General features: G+C 70.6%; 16 protein-coding genes and 2 pseudogenes. 8 read left to right on the forward strand and 10 right to left on the reverse strand.

The window, feature by feature from the left end:
* Positions 1 to 16: 16 nt before the first annotated feature.
* The 5 genes from mmsA to A6A29_RS26045 all read right to left on the reverse strand — a co-directional run bounded on the left by mmsA (position 17) and on the right by A6A29_RS26045 (position 6,417).
* Positions 17 to 1,519, reverse strand: coding sequence for a CoA-acylating methylmalonate-semialdehyde dehydrogenase (mmsA, locus tag A6A29_RS26025; RefSeq protein ID WP_073723398.1), 1,503 nt, complete (start codon positions 1,517 to 1,519; stop codon positions 17 to 19).
* Between the two features lie 19 nt (positions 1,520 to 1,538).
* On the reverse strand, positions 1,539 to 3,539 hold the full coding sequence (iolD, locus tag A6A29_RS26030) for a 3D-(3,5/4)-trihydroxycyclohexane-1,2-dione acylhydrolase (decyclizing) (protein WP_079183013.1): 2,001 nt from the start codon (positions 3,537 to 3,539) through the stop codon (positions 1,539 to 1,541).
* Positions 3,434 to 4,330 carry a 5-deoxy-glucuronate isomerase gene (iolB, locus tag A6A29_RS26035; RefSeq protein ID WP_073723919.1) on the reverse strand — a complete coding sequence of 299 codons (897 nt, stop codon included), beginning with the start codon at positions 4,328 to 4,330 and terminating at the stop codon, positions 3,434 to 3,436. Before iolB ends, iolD begins: the two co-directional genes overlap by 106 nt.
* A 72-nt stretch (positions 4,331 to 4,402) precedes the next feature.
* Entirely contained in the window at positions 4,403 to 5,326 is a 924-nt protein-coding gene (locus tag A6A29_RS26040; RefSeq protein ID WP_073723402.1) for a Cgl0159 family (beta/alpha)8-fold protein, read from the reverse strand.
* Entirely contained in the window at positions 5,323 to 6,417 is a 1,095-nt protein-coding gene (locus A6A29_RS26045; RefSeq protein ID WP_079183015.1) for a 5-dehydro-2-deoxygluconokinase, read from the reverse strand. Before A6A29_RS26045 ends, A6A29_RS26040 begins: the two co-directional genes overlap by 4 nt.
* 179 nt (positions 6,418 to 6,596) lie before the next feature.
* Here A6A29_RS26045 and A6A29_RS26050 point away from each other — a divergent pair, with 179 nt between their 5' ends.
* Entirely contained in the window at positions 6,597 to 7,523 is a 927-nt protein-coding gene (locus A6A29_RS26050) for a sugar phosphate isomerase/epimerase family protein (RefSeq protein ID WP_073723404.1), read from the forward strand.
* A gap of 59 nt (positions 7,524 to 7,582) precedes the next feature.
* Here A6A29_RS26050 and A6A29_RS26055 read toward each other — a convergent pair whose 3' ends face one another.
* Positions 7,583 to 8,113, reverse strand: a complete 531-nt coding sequence (locus A6A29_RS26055) for a DinB family protein (RefSeq protein ID WP_198953244.1) — start codon at positions 8,111 to 8,113, stop codon at positions 7,583 to 7,585.
* Positions 8,114 to 8,366: 253 nt separating this feature from the next.
* Between A6A29_RS26055 and A6A29_RS44320 the strand changes: the two genes are divergently transcribed.
* Positions 8,367 to 8,558: a helix-turn-helix transcriptional regulator gene (locus tag A6A29_RS44320; protein ID WP_073723923.1), complete on the forward strand. Its 192-nt coding sequence runs from the start codon at positions 8,367 to 8,369 to the stop codon at positions 8,556 to 8,558.
* 61 nt (positions 8,559 to 8,619) lie between these two features.
* On the opposite strand, the pseudogene A6A29_RS44325 reads toward A6A29_RS44320, so the two are convergent.
* A pseudogene (locus A6A29_RS44325) lies at positions 8,620 to 8,850 on the reverse strand (alcohol dehydrogenase catalytic domain-containing protein); the annotation flags it as partial.
* A gap of 165 nt (positions 8,851 to 9,015) precedes the next feature.
* Between A6A29_RS44325 and A6A29_RS26070 the strand changes: the two are divergent.
* Entirely contained in the window at positions 9,016 to 9,324 is a 309-nt protein-coding gene (locus A6A29_RS26070) for a heavy-metal-associated domain-containing protein (RefSeq protein WP_073723408.1), read from the forward strand.
* 115 nt (positions 9,325 to 9,439) lie between these two features.
* On the forward strand, positions 9,440 to 11,806 hold the full coding sequence (locus A6A29_RS26075; protein WP_073723410.1) for a heavy metal translocating P-type ATPase: 2,367 nt from the start codon (positions 9,440 to 9,442) through the stop codon (positions 11,804 to 11,806).
* A 654-nt stretch (positions 11,807 to 12,460) separates the two neighbouring features.
* On the opposite strand, the gene A6A29_RS26080 is transcribed toward A6A29_RS26075, so the two are convergent.
* The 3 genes from A6A29_RS26080 to A6A29_RS26090 form a co-directional block, all read right to left on the reverse strand.
* The gene (locus A6A29_RS26080; RefSeq protein WP_073723411.1) at positions 12,461 to 13,759 is read right to left on the reverse strand and encodes a citrate synthase; all 1,299 of its coding nucleotides are present in this window, start codon (positions 13,757 to 13,759) and stop codon (positions 12,461 to 12,463) included.
* Between the two features lie 214 nt (positions 13,760 to 13,973).
* Positions 13,974 to 16,199, reverse strand: coding sequence for an SF1B family DNA helicase RecD2 (recD2, locus tag A6A29_RS26085; protein ID WP_073723412.1), 2,226 nt, complete (start codon positions 16,197 to 16,199; stop codon positions 13,974 to 13,976).
* Between the two features lie 97 nt (positions 16,200 to 16,296).
* The gene (locus A6A29_RS26090) at positions 16,297 to 16,854 is read right to left on the reverse strand and encodes a CU044_5270 family protein (RefSeq protein ID WP_241838667.1); all 558 of its coding nucleotides are present in this window, start codon (positions 16,852 to 16,854) and stop codon (positions 16,297 to 16,299) included.
* Here A6A29_RS26090 and A6A29_RS26095 point away from each other — a divergent pair.
* The 4 genes and pseudogenes from A6A29_RS26095 (at position 16,736) to A6A29_RS26110 (ending at position 19,074) form a co-directional block, all read left to right on the forward strand.
* On the forward strand, positions 16,736 to 17,137 hold the full coding sequence (locus A6A29_RS26095) for a hypothetical protein (protein WP_073723414.1): 402 nt from the start codon (positions 16,736 to 16,738) through the stop codon (positions 17,135 to 17,137). The genes A6A29_RS26090 and A6A29_RS26095 overlap by 119 nt on opposite strands.
* A pseudogene (locus A6A29_RS26100) lies at positions 17,134 to 17,412 on the forward strand (transcriptional regulator); the annotation flags it as partial. The gene A6A29_RS26095 and the pseudogene A6A29_RS26100, both read left to right, overlap by 4 nt.
* Positions 17,413 to 17,529: 117 nt before the next feature.
* Positions 17,530 to 18,237, forward strand: coding sequence for a bleomycin resistance protein (locus A6A29_RS26105; RefSeq protein ID WP_073723925.1), 708 nt, complete (start codon positions 17,530 to 17,532; stop codon positions 18,235 to 18,237).
* A gap of 27 nt (positions 18,238 to 18,264) precedes the next feature.
* Positions 18,265 to 19,074, forward strand: a complete 810-nt coding sequence (locus A6A29_RS26110) for an SMI1/KNR4 family protein (protein WP_073723415.1) — start codon at positions 18,265 to 18,267, stop codon at positions 19,072 to 19,074.
* The last annotated feature ends 127 nt before the right edge of the window (positions 19,075 to 19,201 follow it).

The raw sequence follows: 19,201 nt of genomic DNA on the forward strand, positions 1-19,201 counted from the left end.
GCCGGAAGGCCGGGGTTCAGTGGTTGCGGGGGAAGCCCAGGTCCACGCCCGAGGGGGCGTCCGCCGGGTCGGGCCAGCGGGTGGTGACGACCTTGCCGCGGGTGTAGAAGTGCACGCCGTCGTTGCCGTAGATGTGGTGGTCGCCGAAGAGCGAGTCCTTCCAGCCGCCGAAGGAGTGGTAGCCCACCGGCACCGGGATCGGCACATTGACGCCGACCATGCCGGCCTCGATCTCCAGCTGGAAGCGGCGGGCCGCTCCGCCGTCGCGGGTGAAGATCGCGGTGCCGTTGCCGAACGGCGAGGCGTTCATCAGGGCCACGCCCTCGTCGTACGAGTCCACGCGCAGGACGCACAGGACCGGACCGAAGATCTCGTCCTTGTACGCGTCGGAGTCGGTGGAGACGTTGTCCAGGAGCGAGAGGCCGATCCAGTGGCCGTCCTCGAAGCCCTCCACCGTGTGGCCGGTGCCGTCGAGGACCACGTCGGCGCCCTGGGCGGCGGCGCCCGTGACGTAGGAGGCGACCTTGTCGCGGTGGGCGGCGGTGATCAGGGGGCCCATCTCGGACGCGGGGTCGTTGCCGGGGCCGATCTTGATCTTCTCGGCGCGCTCGCGGATCTTGGCCACCAGTTCGTCGCCGATCGCGCCGACCGCGACGACCGCCGAGATCGCCATGCAGCGCTCGCCCGCGGAGCCGTACGCGGCCGAGACCGCCGCGTCGGCCGCGGCGTCCAGGTCGGCGTCCGGCAGGACGAGCATGTGGTTCTTCGCGCCGCCGAGCGCCTGGACGCGCTTGCCATTGGTGGAGGCCGTGGTGTGGATGTAGCGGGCGATCGGAGTGGAGCCGACGAAGGAGACCGCGGCCACGTCCGGGTGGGCCAGCAGGCCGTCGACCGCGGTCTTGTCGCCGTGCAGGACGTTCAGGACGCCGTCGGGCAGGCCCGCCTCGGCGGCCAGTTCGGCCAGCAGGTTGGCGGCCGACGGGTCCTTCTCGCTGGGCTTCAGCACGAACGTGTTGCCGCACGCGATGGCCAGCGGGAACATCCACATCGGCACCATGGCCGGGAAGTTGAACGGCGTGATGCCCGCGACGACACCGATCGACTGGCGGATCGAGGAGACGTCGACCCGGCTGGAGACCTGGGTGGACAGCTCGCCCTTGAGCTGGGTGGTGATGCCGCAGGCCAGCTCGACGATCTCCAGACCGCGGGCGACCTCGCCCAGCGCGTCGGAGTGCACCTTGCCGTGCTCGGCGGTGATCAGCGCGGCGATGTCGTCGCGGTGGGCGTCCAGCAGCGCGCGGTAGCGGAACAGGATCGCGGTGCGGGTGGAGAGCGAGGACGTGCCCCACGTCCCGTACGCGGCCTTCGCGGCGGCGACCGCGGCGTCCACCTCTTCGACCGAGGCGAGCGCGACCCGGGTGGTGACGGCACCGGTGGCCGGGTCGGTGACCGGGCCGTAGTTGCCCGACGTGCCCTCGACGGTCTTGCCACCGATCCAGTGGTCGACGGTCTTCGTCATTGCGTACTCCTTCATGCTTTCAGAGGTGGCGGCGTCGGGCTGCGACGTGGCGGTCGTACTCTTCGCGGGCCTTGACCGCGGACGAGCGGGTCGCGGTCTCGGCTACCGGAACATCCCACCACGCCTGTGCCGGAGGGGGGCCCGACACTGTGTCGGGCGTTTCGGTCTCGACGTAGACACAAGTGGGACGGTCCGAGTCGCGGGCCGCCGCGAGCGCTTCCCGCAGGTCGTCCACGGTGGCGGCGCGCAGCACCCGCATCCCGAGGGAGGCCGCGTTGGCCGCGAGATCGACGGGCAGCGGGGCCCCGGTGAAGCCGCCTTCGGCGTCCTTCTGGCGGTAGGCCGTGCCGAGGCGTTCCCCGCCGACGGACTCGGAGAGCCCGCCGATGGAGGCGTAACCGTGGTTCTGGAGGATGACGACCTTGATGGGCAGGCCCAGCTGTACGGCGGTGACGATTTCGGTGGGGTTCATCAGATACGTACCGTCGCCGACGAGCGCCCAGACCGGGCGGCCGGGGGCGGCGAGCTGCACGCCGATCGCGGCCGGGATCTCGTAGCCCATGCAGGAGTAGCCGTACTCGACGTGGTACTGGTCCCGGGAGCGGGTGCGCCACAGCTTGTGCAGGTCGCCGGGGAGCGAGCCGGCCGCGTTGATCAGGATGTCGTCCTCGGTGACCAAGGCGTCGAGCAGGCCGAGTACCTGGGCCTGGGTGGGGCGCGCGCCGGGGGCCGGGGTGGCGAGGGCGGCGTCCACCCGGTGCTCCCAGCGCTCCTTGGCGTCGGTGTACGCGGTCTCGTACGCCGGGTCGACCCGGTAGCCGCGCCCGGCGAGGGCCTCGCCGAGCGCTTCGAGGGAGGTGCGGGCGTCGGCCACGAGGGGCAGCGCGGCCAGTTTGTGGGCGTCGAAGCCCGTGATGTTGAGGTTGAGGAAGCGGACCGCCGGGTCGGCGAAGAGCGTGCCGGAGGCGGTCGTGAAGTCGGAGTAGCGGGTGCCGATCCCGATCACCAGGTCCGCGGCGCGGGCCAGTTCGTCGGCGGTGGCGGTGCCGGTGTGGCCGATGCCGCCGACATCGGCCGGGTGGTCGTGGCGCAGGGACCCCTTGCCCGCCTGGGTGGAGGCGACCGGGATGCGGGTGGACGCGGCGAAGGCGGCGAGGGTCTCCTCGGCGGCGCTGTGGCGGACGCCGCCGCCCGCGACGATCAGGGGGCGCCGGGCGGTGCGCACCGCCCGTACCGCCTGCTCCAGTTCGTACGCGTCGGGTGCGGGCCTGCGCACGTGCCAGACCCGCTCCGCGAAGAACTCCCCCGGCCAGTCGTACGCCTGCGCCTGCACGTCCTGCGGCAGCGCGAGGGTGACCGCCCCCGCCGTGGCCGGGTCGGTGAGGGTCCGCATCGCCTGGAGCGCGGCGGGGATCAGCGCCTCGGGGCGGGTGATGCGGTCGAAGTAGCGCGAGACGGGGCGCAGGCAGTCGTTGACCGAGACATCGCCCGCCTGCGGGACTTCTAGCTGCTGGAGTACGGGGTCGGCGGGCCGGGTCGCGAAGGTGTCGCCGGGGAGGAGGAGCACGGGCAGGTGGTTGACGGTGGCCAGCGCGGCGCCGGTGACGAGGTTGGTGGCGCCGGGGCCGATGGACGTGGTGACGGCGTGCGCGGAGAGCCGGCCGGACTGGCGGGCGTACCCGACGGCGGCGTGCACCATGGCCTGCTCGTTGCGCCCCTGGAGGTACGGCATACGGGAACCGGTCTCCAGCAGGGCCTGGCCGATTCCGGCGACGTTGCCGTGGCCGAAGATGCCCCAGGTGGCGTCGATCAGCCGCTGCCGCCGGCCGTCGCGCTCGGTGTACTGGCGGGCCAGGAACGCGACCAGGGCCTGAGCCGTGGTCAGCCTGCGGGTGCTGCGGTCGCTCCGTGACGTCACTGGGCATCCTCCGGGCCGTAGAGCGGGAGTCGGGGGTCCACGGGCTGGTCCGGCCAGGTGTCCCGGATCCAGCCGTGGTCGGGGTGGTCGCGGATCAGCCATTCGCGCTGCTGCCCCGGACCCGCCATCACGTTCAGGTAGTACAGGGTGCGGCCGGGGGGCGCGATGGACGGGCCGTGCCAGCCGTCGGGGATGAGGACCGCGTCGCCGCTGCGGACCTCGGCCAGGACGTCCGTACCGCCCTCGCGGGACGGGGACACCCGGTGGTAGCCGAGCCCGTCCTTCTCCACCTCGAAGTAGTAGATCTCCTCCAGCACCGACTCCACGCCCGGCCGGTGCTCGTCGTGCTTGTGGGGTGGGTACGAGGACCAGTTGCCACCGGGTGTGAGGACTTCGACGGCGATGAGCCGGTCGCAGTCGTACGTGTCGGCCGCGGCGAAGTTGTTGACCTGGCGCGAGCAGTTCCCGGTGCCGCGCAGTTCGACGGGTACCTCCGGCGCGGGGCCGTAGCGAGCGGGGAGTCGTCGCTCGCACTTCGCTCCTGCCAGGGCGAAGCGGCCTCCTGCGCCGGAGGCGATCTGTGCGTGGGCGTCACGCGGTAGATACGCGAAATCGGTCACACCGCTGAACACGCTTTCCCGGCCCAGCAGTTCAAAGATCTCACCTGCCGTCTGCACCGTACAGCCACCGGTCAACGGCAGAACGATCCATTCGCTCTCCCCGGTGACAAGCGTGTGAACACCTCCGGGCTCCAGTTCCAGTACCCGCAGGCTCGACCAGCCCCAGCCGGCGCTCTTCGGGTCGATGTCGAGGGCGTAGGGGCCGCGCGCCGCGCTGCCGGCCCGCACATGAAGATCGCGCACCTGGCCGTCGTGCGCTTGGGGGTCGTGCATCTGGGGGTCGTGGTGCCGGTCGTGGTCGCGGTGCGTCGTCGTCATGCCCGGTTCCTACCCTTCGGCACCCGTCTACAGCAGCGATACGGCCGTGTCGACGGCCGCGGCCACGTCGCCGTCGACCGGGTAGAGCAGTGAACGCCCCACCACCAGCCCCTGCACGGTCGGCAGCCGCAGCGCCGTGCGCCATTTCCCGTACGCCGCGTCGAGGTCGTCGCCCACCTCGCCGCCGAGCAGGACGGCGGGCAGCGTCGAGGTCTCCATCACCCGGGCCATGTCGTCGGGGTTCTCGGTGACCGGGACCTTGAGCCATGTGTACGCGGAGGTGCCCGCGAGCCCGGAGGCGATGGCGATGGAGGTGGTGACGGCGGCGGCGGCGAGGTCGGTGCGCAGCCTGCCGTCGACGCGGTGGCAGAGGAACGGTTCGACGAAGACGGGCAGCCGGTGCGCGGCCATGGCGTCGATGGTGCGGGCGGCGGTGTGGAGGGTGTCGAGGGAGCCGGGGTCGTCGTGGTCGATGCGCAGCAGCAGTTTGCCCGCGTCGAATCCCTGCCGTGCCAGGTCGATGGGGCGGTGGCCGGTGAAACGGTCGTCCAGCTCGAAGGCGGCGCCCGCCAGCCCGCCGCGGTTCATGGAACCGATGACGACCTTGTCCTCCAGGGCGCCGAGCAGCAGGAGGTCGTCGAGGACGTCGGCGGAGGCGAGGACCCCGTCGACTCCCGGCCGGGAGAGCGCGAGGCAGAGCCGTTCGAGGAGCTCGAAACGGTTGGCCATGGCGAGTTCGCGGTTGCCGACGGCGAGGGCGCCGCGTGCCGGATGGTCCGCGGCGATGATCATCAGCCGTCCGCCGGTACGGATGAGGGGGCGACGCAGTCGCCGGGCGGCGGCCTCGGCGACCGCCTCGGGGTGGTGCGCCCGCAACCGCACGAGGTCGGAGACGGAGGCGGCGGACGCGGTGGGGCCGGCGGGAGTGGCGGGGTTCGGGGGCGGCGTCATGGGGTGGCTCCGGTGGGGGATGCGCCGGTGGGGGGTGGTTCGGTCGGAGGCGGTTCGGTCGGAAGCGCGCCGGGCGCTCCGACCGCGCCGTCGGCCAGGGCCTGTTCCACCTCGTACGGGTACGGCATCGCGGACGAGCAGGCGAGGCGGGAGGCGACGATGGCCCCGGCGGCATTGGCGTACCGCATGATGCGTTCGATCTCCCATCCGGCGAGCAGCCCGTGGCACAGCGCCCCGCCGAACGCGTCCCCGGCGCCGAGGCCGTTGACGACCCGTACGGGCAGGGGCGGGACATCGGCGGTGGTCCCGTCGCGGTGCACGGCGAGGACACCCTTCGGGCCCTGCTTGACGACGGCGAGTTCCACCCCGGCCGCGAGCAGGGCGCGGGCCGCCGCGTACGGCTCGCGCTCACCCGTCGCGACGGCGCACTCGTCGAGGTTGCCGACGGCCACGGTGGCGTGGGCGAGCGCCTCGCGGTAGCGGGCGGGCGCGACGGAACTGTGGTCGCCGCCGTCCCAGAACATGGGGCGCCAGTCGAGGTCGAAAACGGTGGCCGTACGGGAACGGGAGGCGGGGGCGGGTCCGCCGTCCGCACCCGCGCCGTCCGCACCCGCGCTGCGGGCCCGCAGCGCGGCGAGGGTCGAGGCGCGGCTCGGTTCGGCGCTGAGCCCGGTGCCGGTCATCCAGAAGATCCGGGCATCGCGCACCGCGTCCAGGTCGAGTTCCGGTTCCCGGATCTCCAGATCGGGCGCCTTGGGCTGCCGGTAGAAGTAGAGCGGGAAGTGGTCCGGCGGGAAGATCTCGCAGAATGTGACCGGGGTCGGGTACTCCTCGACGGCGCTCACCCATCGGTCGTCGACGCCGAACTCCCGCAGCTGATGGTGGAGATACTCGCCGAAGGCGTCCTGCCCGGTACGGGTGATCACGGCCGTCCGGCGGCCCAGGCGCGCGCCCGCCACGGCGACGTTGGTCGGGGAGCCGCCGAGGAACTTCCCGAAGGTGTCGACCCGCGCGAGTGATACGCCGGTCTGCAACGGGTAGATGTCCACCCCGATCCGCCCCATGGTGATCACGTCGTACGGCTCAGGCATACGTATCCCTTCGGCCCGCTGCACCCGCTCCGACCGCACCCGCCCTGTCCCGCCGCCGTCCGGCCGCGACCGGACGGCTGGTCCCAGGTCTAGCCCTCCCCCGGAGCCCTGTCAACATTTTGTCCGGACATTCGGACGAACTCTTGACACCTTTGCGCGAGGGCCGGAGGGTGGGCGATATGACCGCCTCCGCACCGTCTCCGGCCCGCATCCGTATCGGCTCGGCACCCGATTCCTGGGGGGTGTGGTTCCCCGAGGACCCACGGCAAGTGCCCTGGCACCGCTTCCTCGACGAGGTCTCCGAGGCCGGTTACGAGTGGATCGAGCTCGGGCCGTACGGCTATCTGCCCACCGATCCGGCCCGGTTGGCGGACGAGACCCGCAGCCGCGGGCTCTCGGTGTCGGCGGGCACCGTCTTCACCGGATTGCACCACGGGCCGGACGTCTGGGACCGGACCTGGGCGCATGTCGCGGAGATCGCGGCGCTCACCCGGGCCATGGGCGCGGAGCATCTGGTGGTCATCCCGTCCTTCTGGCGCGACGACCGGACGGGCGAGGTGCTGGAGGACCGCACCCTCACCGCGGCCCAGTGGCGCGATCTCACCACCCAGACCGAGCGGCTGGGCCGCGAGGTGCGGGAACGCTACGGGCTGCGGATCGTCGTGCACCCGCACGCGGACACCCATATCGACGGCGAGGAGAACGTGAACCGCTTCCTCGACGCCACCGACCCCGATCTGGTCTCGCTCTGCCTGGACACGGGGCATTACGCGTACTGCGGCGGGGACAGCGTCAAGCTCATCGAGACGTACGGGGAGCGCATCGGCTACCTCCACCTCAAGCAGGTCGACCCCGCGATCCTGGCCGTGGTCGTGGCGGACGAGGTGCCGTTCGGCCCGGCCGTGGCACGCGGCGTGATGTGCGAGCCGCCGGGCGGGGTGCCCGCGCTGGGGCCGGTCCTGGAGGCTGCCCGCACGCTGGACGCCGAGTTGTTCGCGATCGTCGAGCAGGACATGTATCCGTGCCCCCCGGACAAGCCGTTCCCGATCGCGCGCCGCACCCGCGACTACCTCCGCTCCTGCGGCACGCCCCGGCGCCCCCTCTGACACCCCGTCGCGGGTAGCGCCCCACGGTCCGGGGCCGTGGGGGCCGCTTCCGGTGCGGCTCAGACCCCCGTACGGCCGTCGATGCGCTCGCGGACGAGGTCGGCGTGGCCGCAGTGGCGGGCGTACTCGCCGATCATGTGGGTGTAGATCCAGCGCAGCGTGACCCGCCCGCCCATGAAGGGGCTGGTGTCGCCGAGCGCACGGGCGGCGCAGTTCTCCCGGGCGCGGCCGATCTCGGCCTGCCATGCGGACAACGCCCGCTCATAGGTGGCCCCTTCGTCGAGGACGAAGCCGCCGTCGGCACCCTGCCCGTCCGCTTTGGCTTCGGCCTCGGCCTGCGAGGTGAAGACCGGCGGCGCGTCCTCCTCGGCCAGGACCCGGCGGAACCAGTTCCGTTCGACCTCCGCCATGTGCTGGACGAGGCCGAGCAAGGTGATCGGAGAGGGCGCCGTGGACGCCTCCCGCAGCCGCTCCTCGTCCAGACCGTCGCATTTCTGGGCGAGCGTGGTGCGGTAGAAGTCGAGCCAGCTCTCCAGGGAGATCCGCTCATCGGCGTCCATGGGGGGCATGGGGCGTTCGGATGTGCTCATGGTCATCAGCCTGGCACGCGGGTCCGACAACGCCCTCCGACCAGGGGAATCCGGAGAGTCCGGGGAGTCCGCGTCATTCCGCCACAGAAATTCCCATTCGTCATACATATCTCCGTTACATGGGTGTTTCGTCACAAGTGCTCAACAGACCCACCCCACCTGCCGCTCAACGGCGTTCAACGAGCCACAGGCTTTGGGAGAAAGCGCGGGGGCGCACCGAGAAAACACGGAGCAGTACAGAGAGGTGTCACTGATGACGGACAGAACACTGTGGTCCTACAAGGACATTGCCGGGCACATCCAGGTCCGGCCGGACACCGTTCGCTCGTATCGCAAGCACGGTCTCCTTCCCGCGCCCGACCATGTGCGGAACGGCAAGCCCTACTGGTACGGGGACACCGTCCACGCCTGGATCGCCGCCCGCCCCCGCAACCGGAGCCGCTGACGTCGGGCCCCCTCAGCCCGCCGCCGGTTCGATGATCGTCACGCCCGCCCCACGCGCCGTGCCCATGGCGCCAGTTGACCACGGAGGCACCGATGGCCTCGACCACTCCGGCGAGCTCGTGTCCGGGTACGTGCGGGAGGGGGATGTCCGGGTCGTGGCCCATCCAGCCGTGCCGGTCGCCGCGGCACAGCCCCGTGGCCTCGACCCGCACCACCACTCCCTGCGCGGAGGGGACGGGATCCGGCAGCTCCCGTATCCGAGCCTCCTGCCCGAACTCCTCGACGGTGATCACCGTGGCCGCCCTGATCTGGCTGCGCTCACGGGCACGGAGTTCACGCCGAGGACACGAGGCTCGCATTTATACCCCCTAGGGGTATAGTGTAGGTGCATGAGGACACCGGGTTTCCCGGTGGCCCCTCATGTCACGTCCTTTGTGTTTACCGAAGAGGAGAACGTCATGTCTGCCGAGACCGAGACCCCCCAGGCCACCGGCTCCTGCTGCACGCCCGCCGGGACCCGCAACGACGGAGCGTCCGACGTTCAGGCCGGTGCGGTCACCGCCGTGTACCAGGTGAAGGGCATGACCTGCGGCCACTGCGAGGGCTCCATCGCCGAGGAGATCTCCGGTATCGAGGGTGTCACCTCGGTGAAGGCCGTCGCCTCCACCGGCCGGGTGACCGTCTCCTCCCTGGCCCCGCTGGCCGAGGACGCCGTCCGCGCCGCCGTGGACGAGGCGGGCTACGAGCTGGTCGGCACCGCCGCCTGAGATGGGCGCCGCAGGGCGCCTCCCGGGGCGCCCACCACCGCATTGCCGTCGGGCCGGGCCCACCAGCACATACTGGTGGGGTACGGCCCGACCTGCGTGACCCAGGAGTGCGGACATGGCCAGCACCACAGCCCCCGAGGCTCCGACCCCGGACGCCTCCGAGGCCGAGCTCATGATCGGCGGAATGACCTGCGCGTCCTGCGCAGCCCGCGTCGAGAAGAAGCTCAACCGGATGGACGGCGTCACCGCCACGGTCAATTACGCGACCGAGAAGGCGCGCGTCACCTTCGGCGAGGGGACGGAGGTGGCGGACCTCGTCGCCACGGTCGAGAAGACCGGCTACACCGCCCTCCCGACCCGGACGACGGCCCCCGCTCCCGCCCCCGCCCCGTCACCATCGGCCGCACCCCGCACCGATGAGGCCGAGGAGTCCGGAGGGACGGGTGGGGCCGGCGATGCGGCCGGAGAGCCCGACGGCTCCGCGGATGCCCCGGACACCACCGATGCGGCGGATGCCGCCCTGGCCTCGCTCCGTCAGCGCCTCGTCGTCTCCGCCGTCCTCGCCCTCCCCGTCGTCCTGCTCGCCATGATCCCCGGCCTCCAGTTCGACAACTGGCAGTGGCTCTCCCTCACCCTCGCCGCCCCCGTCGTCCTCTGGGGCGGGTTCCCCTTCCACCGCGCCACCTGGACCAATCTGCGGCACGGCGCGGCCACCATGGACACGCTGGTCTCCGTCGGCACGCTCGCCGCCTTCGGCTGGTCGCTGTGGGCCCTGTTCTTCGGGCAGGCCGGCATGCCCGGCATGCGGCACGGCTTCGACCTCACCGTCTCGCGCGCCGACGCGTCCTCGACGATCTACCTGGAGGTCGCGGCCGGGGTCGTCACCTTCATCCTGCTGGGCCGCTATCTGGAGGCGCGCTCCAAGCGGAAGGCCGGTGCGGCGCTGCGGGCGCTGATGCACCTGGGCGCCAAGGATGCGGCGGTGCTCAGGGACGGCAGGGAGGTACGTGTCCCGGTCGGCCGGCTCGTCGTCGGGGACCGTTTCGTCGTCCGCCCCGGCGAGAAGATCGCCACCGACGGCACCGTGGTCGACGGCCGGTCCGCCGTGGACGCCGCCATGCTCACCGGGGAGTCCGTCCCCGTCGACGTGGCCGTCGGCGACTCCGTCACCGGGGCCACGGTGAACGTCTCGGGCCGGCTCGTCGTGGAGGCGACCCGGATCGGCGCCGACACCCAGCTCGCCCGGATGGCGAAGCTGGTCGAGGACGCCCAGAACGGGAAGGCCGAGGTGCAGCGCCTCGCCGACCGGATCTCCGCCGTCTTCGTCCCCGTGGTGCTGGTGATCGCCGTGGGCACGCTGATCGCCTGGCTGCTGATCACCGACGATGTGACGGCCGCGTTCACCGCCGCCGTCGCCGTCCTGATCATCGCCTGCCCCTGCGCCCTCGGACTCGCCACCCCGACCGCCCTCATGGTCGGCACCGGACGCGGCGCCCAGCTCGGCATCCTCATCAAGGGACCCGAAGTCCTCGAAACCACCCGCCGCGTCGACACCATCGTCCTCGACAAGACCGGCACCGTCACCACCGGCAAAATGACACTCCTCGCCGTCCACACCGCCGAAGGCACCACCCAAACCGACGTCCTGCGCCTCGCCGGAGCCCTGGAACACTCCTCCGAACACCCCATCGCCCAAGCCGTCGCCGCCGGAGCCACCGCCCAGGTCGGCGAACTCCCCACCCTCGAGGACTTCACCAACGTCCCCGGACTCGGAGTCCAGGGCATCGTCGAGGGTCGTTCCGTCCTCGTCGGCCGCCCGAAACTGCTCGCCGAGGCCGGGATCGCCCTCCCGCCGGACCTGTTCACCGCGTTGACGGACGCCGCGGAGCAGGGACGTACCGCCATCGCCGTCGCCTGGGACGGCGGGGCGCGGGCCGTGCTCACGATCGCCGACGCGGTCAAGGACGGCAGCGCGGACGCCGTCGCCGAGCTGCGCGGACTGGGCCTCAGGCCCGTCCTGCTGACCGGCGACAACCGGGCCGTGGCCGACGCGGTGGCGCGTGAGGTCGGGATCGACGAGGTCTACGCGGAGGTGCTCCCCGAGGGCAAGGTGGACGTCGTCCGGCGGCTCCAGGCCGAGGGCCGTTCGGTCGTGATGGTCGGCGACGGCGTCAACGACGCCGCGGCGCTGGCCACCGCGGACCTGGGGCTGGCGATGGGAACGGGCACCGACGCGGCGATCGAGGCGAGCGACCTCACGCTGGTTCGTGGAGATCTCAAGGTGACGGCTGACGCAATCCGGCTGTCCAGGCGTACGCTGACCACCATCAGGGGCAACCTCTTCTGGGCCTTCGGGTACAACGTCGCTGCGTTGCCTCTGGCTGCATTTGGCCTGCTCAACCCTATGATCGCGGGAGCCGCCATGGCGTTTTCGTCCGTGTTCGTCGTTACCAACAGCCTGCGGTTGCGCTCCTTCACGTAACTTCCACAAAGAGATCTAGATCACACCGATTCAGGGGTAACCATCCGGTGGGTTCGAGAGTCTAAGAGTGCGATGCCAAGGATGTCTTGGGGGACGTCCGATGGAGTGTCTTGGGGGACGCTCCTGGCAAGCGTTGGCCGGGGCGCGTGCACCGGGGAGCTTTGAGCGGCCCTCCCGTGCGTACGTTCCCCGGCAGACCGCAGCACAACAACGGGAGCTTCGGCTCCCTTCAGACGCCCGGCCGGATCCCGTGGGGGGAATCCGCTCCGGGATATGGGAAGCGCCCCGTTTCGTCGACCCGTGGGGGGATCGGCGGCGGGGCGTTTCTCGCACCATCTGCCGGACGGACCGCTTCCCTCCGGACCGCTTCTCCTTCTGGAGAGGGCCCCTCTCCGGCCCGCCCCCCTCTCCGACCGGGCCCCGGAACACGGACATCCGCCCCCGGAACGCCGAATCGCCCCGGACACCGCGCTCTGTGCGAAAGCGCGGTACGCGGGGCGAAGGCAGTCGGCCGAAGAGGCCGGGTACTACGGAGTCACGTGGTGAACGTCGGCCACGAGAGGCAAAACGGACCTGCACACAGCGGGCCCTGCGAAACGGGCCCTACGACAAGCGTGAACCGCGAAGGCGGCTCGGTGGGGCCGGGGTTCGGCTTCAGCGACCCTCGACCGGGACGAAGTCGCGCAGGACCTCACCGGTGTAGATCTGGCGCGGGCGGCCGATGCGGGATCCCGGCTCCTTGATCATCTCGTGCCACTGGGCGATCCAGCCCGGAAGCCGGCCGATCGCGAAAAGCACGGTGAACATCTCGCTGGGGAAGCCCATGGCCCGGTAGATCAGACCCGTGTAGAAGTCCACGTTGGGGTAGAGGTTGCGCGAGACGAAGTACTCGTCGGAGAGCGCGTGCTCCTCCAGCTTGAGCGCGATGTCGAGCAGCTCGTCGGACTTGCCGAGCGAGGACAGCACATCGTGCGCCGCGGCCTTGATGATCTTGGCGCGCGGGTCGAAGGACTTGTACACCCGGTGGCCAAAGCCCATCAGGCGGACGCCGTCCTCCTTGTTCTTCACCTTGTTGATGAAGGAGTCGACGTCGCCACCGTTGGCCTGGATGCCTTCCAGCATCTCCAGCACCGACTGGTTGGCGCCACCGTGCAAGGGGCCCCACAGCGCCGAGATACCGGCGGAGATCGAGGCGAACATGTTCGCCTGCGAGGAGCCGACCAGACGCACGGTGGAGGTCGAACAGTTCTGCTCGTGGTCCGCGTGCAGGATGAGCAGCTTGTCCAGGGCCGAGACGACGACCGGGTCCAGCTCGTACTCCTGGGCGGGGACCGAGAAGGTCATGCGCAGGAAGTTCTCGACGTACCCGAGGTCGTTGCGCGGGTAGACGAAGGGGTGACCGATCGACTTCTTGTAGGCGTACGCCGCGATCGTCGGGAGCTTGGCCAGCAGCCGGATCGTCGAGAGGTGGCGCTGCTCCTCGTCGAACGGGTTGTGGCTGTCCTGGTAGAACGTGGACAGCGCGCTGACGACCGAGGACAGCATGGCCATCGGGTGGGCATCGCGCGGGAAGCCGTCGAAGAACCGCTTGACGTCCTCGTGCAGCAGCGTGTGCTGGGTGATCTCGTTCTTGAAGGTCGACAGCTCGTCGACCTTGGGAAGCTCACCGTTGATCAGCGTGTACGCGACCTCAAGGAACGTCGAGCGCTCGGCGAGCTGCTCGATCGGGTATCCGCGGTAGCGCAGAATGCCCTGCTCACCGTCGAGGTACGTGATGGCGGATTTATAGGCGGCGGTATTGCCGTATCCGCTGTCCAGCGTCACCAGGCCGGTATTGGCCCGGAGCTTCCCGATGTCGAAGCCCTTGTCGCCGACGGTGCTGTCGATCACCGGGTAGGTGTACTCGTCATCGCCGTACCGCAGTACTACAGCGTTGTTGGTGTGCTCGCTCACGTCATCCCTCACCGACGTAGTGCCTCTTCTTCGAGGTGCCCTGACTGTCTCCACCCTCCCCCATTTGGCTCAGGAGAGTGCACTCGGGGTCGTCCATTGGACCTACTGGCGGCACTGAGTGCCGCCAACTTACTCATCCTGCCCCCTTGAATCCGGTTCCGGAAGACCTCCGTGATGTTTCCCACCGATTTGATCGATCATTTTTGTCCGAGGCTCACGCGAAGTCTTCGCCGCCGGCGCCCCTGAGCCGGAAATCCAGTGCCGTACAGCGCCTGCCTGCGGAAACCGTGCGTACCGCCTGGCCGATCGCCTTGCGCGACCCGACCAGTACGACGAGCTTCTTGGCCCGCGTCACCGCCGTGTACAGCAGGTTCCGCTGGAGCATCATCCAGGCGCTGGTGGTGACCGGAACGACGACGGCCGGATACTCGCTGCCCTGGGAGCGGTGGATCGTCATGGCGTACGCGTGGGACAGCTCGTCCAGCTCGTCGAAGTCGTAGCCGATCTCCTCGTCCTCGTCGGTGCGGACGGTCAGCTTCTGCTCGTCCACGTCGAGGGCGGTGACGACGCCGACCGTGCCGTTGAAGACGCCGTTCTCGCCCTTGTCGTAGTTGTTGCGGATCTGCGTGACCTTGTCGCCGACGCGGAAGACCCGGCCGCCGAAACGCTTCTCGGGCAGGTCGGGGCGGCCGGGGGTGATGGCCTGCTGGAGCAGGCCGTTGAGATGGCCGGCACCGGCCGGGCCCCGGTGCATCGGAGCGAGCACCTGCACATCACGGCGGGGGTTGAGGCCGAACTTCGCCGGGATGCGACGCGCCGCGACATCCACGGCGAGCACCCCCGCGTCCTCGGTCTCGTCCTCCACGAAGAGGAAGAAGTCGCTCATGCCCTCGGTCAGGGGCGGCTGTCCCGCGTTGATCCGGTGGGCGTTGGTGACGACGCCGGACTGCTGGGCCTGGCGGAAGATCCGGGTCAGCCGGACAGCCGGGACGGGCCCGCCGTCCGCGAGCAGATCGCGCAGCACCTCGCCCGCGCCCACCGAGGGGAGCTGGTCGACATCGCCCACGAGCAGGAGGTGGGCACCGGGTGCCACCGCCTTCACGAGCTTGTTGGCGAGGAGCAGATCGAGCATCGACGCCTCGTCCACGACGACGAGGTCGGCGTCCAGCGGACGGTCCCGGTCGTACGCCGCGTCCCCGCCCGGCTTCAGTTCCAGCAGCCGGTGCACGGTGGACGCCTCGGCTCCGGTCAGCTCGGACAGCCGCTTGGCGGCCCGCCCGGTCGGTGCGGCCAGCACCACCTTGGCGCGCTTGGCGCGGGCCAGTTCGACGATGGAGCGGACCGTGAACGACTTTCCGCAGCCGGGTCCGCCGGTCAGGACGGCGACCTTCCGGCTGAGCGCCAGCCGTACCGCCGCCTCCTGCTCGGGCGCCAGCGTCGCCCCCGTACGCGTCGCGAGCCAGGCCAGCGCCTTGTCCCAGGCCACGTCCCGGAAGGCCGGCATCCGGTCCTCCGGGGTGTGCAGCAGCCGCCGGACCTGCGCGGCCAGCGAGATCTCGGCGCGGTGGAAGGGCACCAGGTACACCGCCGTGATCGGCTCCCCGCCCTCCGCCGACGGCACCTTCTCCCGTACGACGCCCTCCGGGTCGTCGGCCAGAGCAGCCAGGCAGTCGATGACCAGGCCCGTGTCCACCTGGAGGAGCTTGACCCCGTCCGCGATGAGCCGTTCCTCGGGGAGGAAGCAGTGCCCCTGGTCGGAGGACTGGGACAGGGCGTACTGGAGTCCTGCCTTGACCCGCTCCGGGCTGTCGTGCGGAATGCCGACCGCCTGCGCGATCCGGTCGGCGGTGAGGAAACCGATGCCCCAGACGTCGGCGGCCAGCCGGTAGGGCTGGTTCTTCACGACGGAGATGGAGGCGTCCTCGTACTTCTTGTAGATACGGACGGCGATGGAGGTGGAGACGCCGACGCCCTGGAGGAAGACCATGACCTCCTTGATCGCCTTCTGTTCCTCCCACGCGGCGGCGATCATCTTCGTCCGCTTCGGCCCGAGGCCGGGGACCTCCACGAGGCGCTTCGGCTCCTGCTCGATGATGTCGAGGGTGTCGACGCCGAAATGCGTGGTGATCCGGTCGGCCATGACGGGGCCGATGCCCTTGATCAGACCGGAGCCGAGGTAGCGGCGGATGCCCTGGATAGTGGCGGGCAGGACCGTCGTGTAGTTCTCGACGGTGAACTGTTTGCCGTACTGGGAGTGCGACCCCCAACGGCCCTCCATCCGCAGCGACTCGCCGACCTGCGCGCCGAGCAGCGCACCGACCACCGTGAGGAGATCGTTGGCTCCGCGCCCGGTGTCGACGCGGGCGACCGTGTACCCGTTCTCCTCGTTGGCGTACGTGATCCGCTCCAGGACCCCTTCGAGGACGGCCATGTTGGACATGTGCCGACGCTACCGGGTCCTACTGACAAGCGGTCCGGCCCGGTCCGACTCCGCCGGCCCCGGACGGACCGCACGCCTCCTCCTACGGCCGCGGGTCCTACGGCCGTCGGCCCTTCGTGTCCACCACCGCGCGTTCGAGGACGGCCGAGGTGGACAGCACCTGGCCCGCCTCGATGCTGTCGGTGGCCTTCGTGGCGACGCTGCGGCTGCCGATGAGTTCCAGGGTCTTCCTGTCGAAGATCAACTCATCGCGCAGACCGGGGTTGTACGCGTCGTAGCGGGCGACGGCCACTCCGTGCTTCCCGGCGGCGTTCACCGCGTCGGGCACCACGACCACCCCCGGGATCTTCGCGGTGGCGCGGAAGAGCCCGGCGCTGACGTCCGGCGGCATCAGCGACTCGTTGAGGAGACCGGCGGCGAGGACGAACGCGTCCTGGTCGGGATCGCGTTCCTCGTTCCCCTTCTCCCCCTGGGAACGCAGCCACGTGAGCATCGCGTCCGGGGTGGTGGGCAGGGTCTGGAGGTGTCGGTAGCGGGTGCTCTGCTCATGGCCGGGCCCGCCGGGAGCGGGGGCGCGCTCCAGCTCCTCCCCGTCGGAGACGGCGCCCGGTGCCGAGGAGCGCGGCGGCTGGGGAGCCGCCCTCTCCCTGGCGATCGCGCTCGCGGGCCTGGCCGTGGTGCTCGTCCTCGTCAACGCCGCCCGGCGGCGGGCGGGCGTGACGGTGACCAGGACCCTGCCCGCACGGCTGCGCCGGGCAGCGGTTCCCCTGTCGGCCCTCCTCGCCGCGGGGCTCGCGACATGGGGGCTGTGCCACCTGTTCGGGGCCGATCGCGCCGTCACCAAGATCGCACTGTTCACCGTCCTGGGACTCGGCACCTGGGCGGTGTTCGCCGCCCGGAACGCGTCGATCGGGCGGCAGCTCCGGGACATCGGATGAGCGAAGCCTCCACGCCTGAACAGCCGGCGATCGACGCGGCCATCAACCACCCCACCCGGCTGGCGGTCGTCGCCTTCCTCTCCGCGTGCGACGAGGCCGACTTCGCCTCCGTACGCGGCAGTTGCCGGGTGTCCGACTCGATGCTGAGCAAGATCGCCTCCGCCCTGGAGGGGATCGGATACCTCGCCGTCCGCAAGGGCTACGTCGGCAAGCGCCCCCGGACCTGGCTGTCCCTCACACCCGAGGGCAGACAGGCGCTGGCGCTGCACATCGCCGCACTCCAGGGCATCGCCGCCACGGCCCGGCAGGCGGGCGCGGATGCGGGAGCCACCGCACCCGCCGGAGACCGTTGGCCGTTGACCGTACTAGTCAAATTTTATTACTCTGCGGGCATGACCGAGAAGACCATCCCGCTCCTGCCCTGTCGGACACAGCTGATCAAGCCGGTGGTCGACTTCTACACGGCCCTGGGCTTCGACACGACGTACCTCCAGACCAGCCCGTACACCTACGCGGTGGTCGAACGCGGGGCGGTCGAGCTCCAGTTCTACGGAATGAAGGAGTACGACCCCGCCGCCTCGCACTCCGGCTGCTATGTCCTCACCGAGGACGTCGACGGCCTGCACGCCGCGTTCCGGGCGGGGCTCAAGGCCGCGTACGGCAGGATTCCGACGCGCGGGCTGCCCCGCATCGGGCCGCTCAAGGACATGTCGTACGGGGTACGGCAGTTCCTGATGACCGACCCCACGGGCAACACGGTCCGGATCGGACAGCCGATGAGCGACGACCCGAGCCTCCGGCCCGTGCCCAAGGAGACCTTCGCCCGCGCGCTGCACATGGCGGACCTCTTCGCCGACTCCAAGCAGGACCTGCCGGGGGCCGCGCGGATCATCGACCGGGTGCTGAACCTGACGGACGAACGCCCCACTCCCGTACAGCGGCTGCGGTTGCTGGTGCTGCGCGGCGACATCGCGCAACGGCTCGGCGACGCGGAAGCGGCACGGGTTCTGCTGGAACAGGCGGCGGCGGTGGAACTGGACGACGAGGAGCGGCAGTCGGTGGGCGACGATCTGGCCCGGCTCCAGGAGCTTCTGGGCTGACCGGCGCGTCCTGGCAGACTCGGTTTCGTGAAACCTGACCTGACACAACTGCGCGAGCTGGTCGAAGCGTCACCGGAGTTCGGCCGCAGACCGGCCGTCGCCGTACCGGACGCGGCGATCCGCGCTGCCGAGGCACGCATCGGCTGCCCGCTGCCGCCGTCGTACCGGTGGTGGCTGGCCGAGTTCGGGCACGGCCGAGCCGGTGACGCGGACATCGCGACGGTCGGGCCGGGCGCGCCTGGTGCGCCTGGTGCGCCTGGTGGGTTCGTCGACGCTGCGTACGAGGACATCACCGCCGGGTGGCGGAGGGACGGCGCCCGGCTGTGTTTCGGCGTCGAGCCCGACTGCGGTGACACCTACTCCTTCGCCCTCGACCGCAGCGGCGAGTGCGGGGACGGCGAGTACCCGGTGGTGTGCCGTGACGGTCTCGACGGAGACGAGCAGCAGGTGGCGGAGTCCTTCGCCGGGTTCCTCGCTGTCCGGGCGGCTCGCCTGCGCGGGCTCGGTGACGGGCCCAACCCCGATGTCGCCCGTCTGTGGAGGTCGACGCCGGGCGCACTGCTCGACAACGGCATCCTGGCCTACGGTCCACAGGCCATCAAGGAGCGGAACGAGACCTTCGAGGTGGCCCACTACGCGCCCGAGTGGGTACTGGTCGGGGACGACAGCGGGGGCGGCGGGCTGCTCATGCGGCGCCACGGCCGCGACCGGACCCGCGTGTTCCACCTCGATCTGGGCGCGATCGGCCCGGATGTCGAGGCGGACGGCGAACTGGTGACGGATGACCTGCTCGGCTGGCTCAGATCGTCGGCCGGTGACCCGGATTCTCCGTTCTGACGCGGACGCGGACGGGGCCGGGAGGCGGGGATAGGGGGACGGGGGGCCACGCTGCCCCCCGTCCGGCGCACCGGGCGATCATGGGAACCGTCGGCATCCGCCGTGCCGTCGGGAACAGCAGCGGGGT

It is taken from the genome of Streptomyces sp. TSRI0281, assembly GCF_001905125.1.
Taxonomy (GTDB): Bacteria; Actinomycetota; Actinomycetes; order Streptomycetales; family Streptomycetaceae; genus Streptomyces.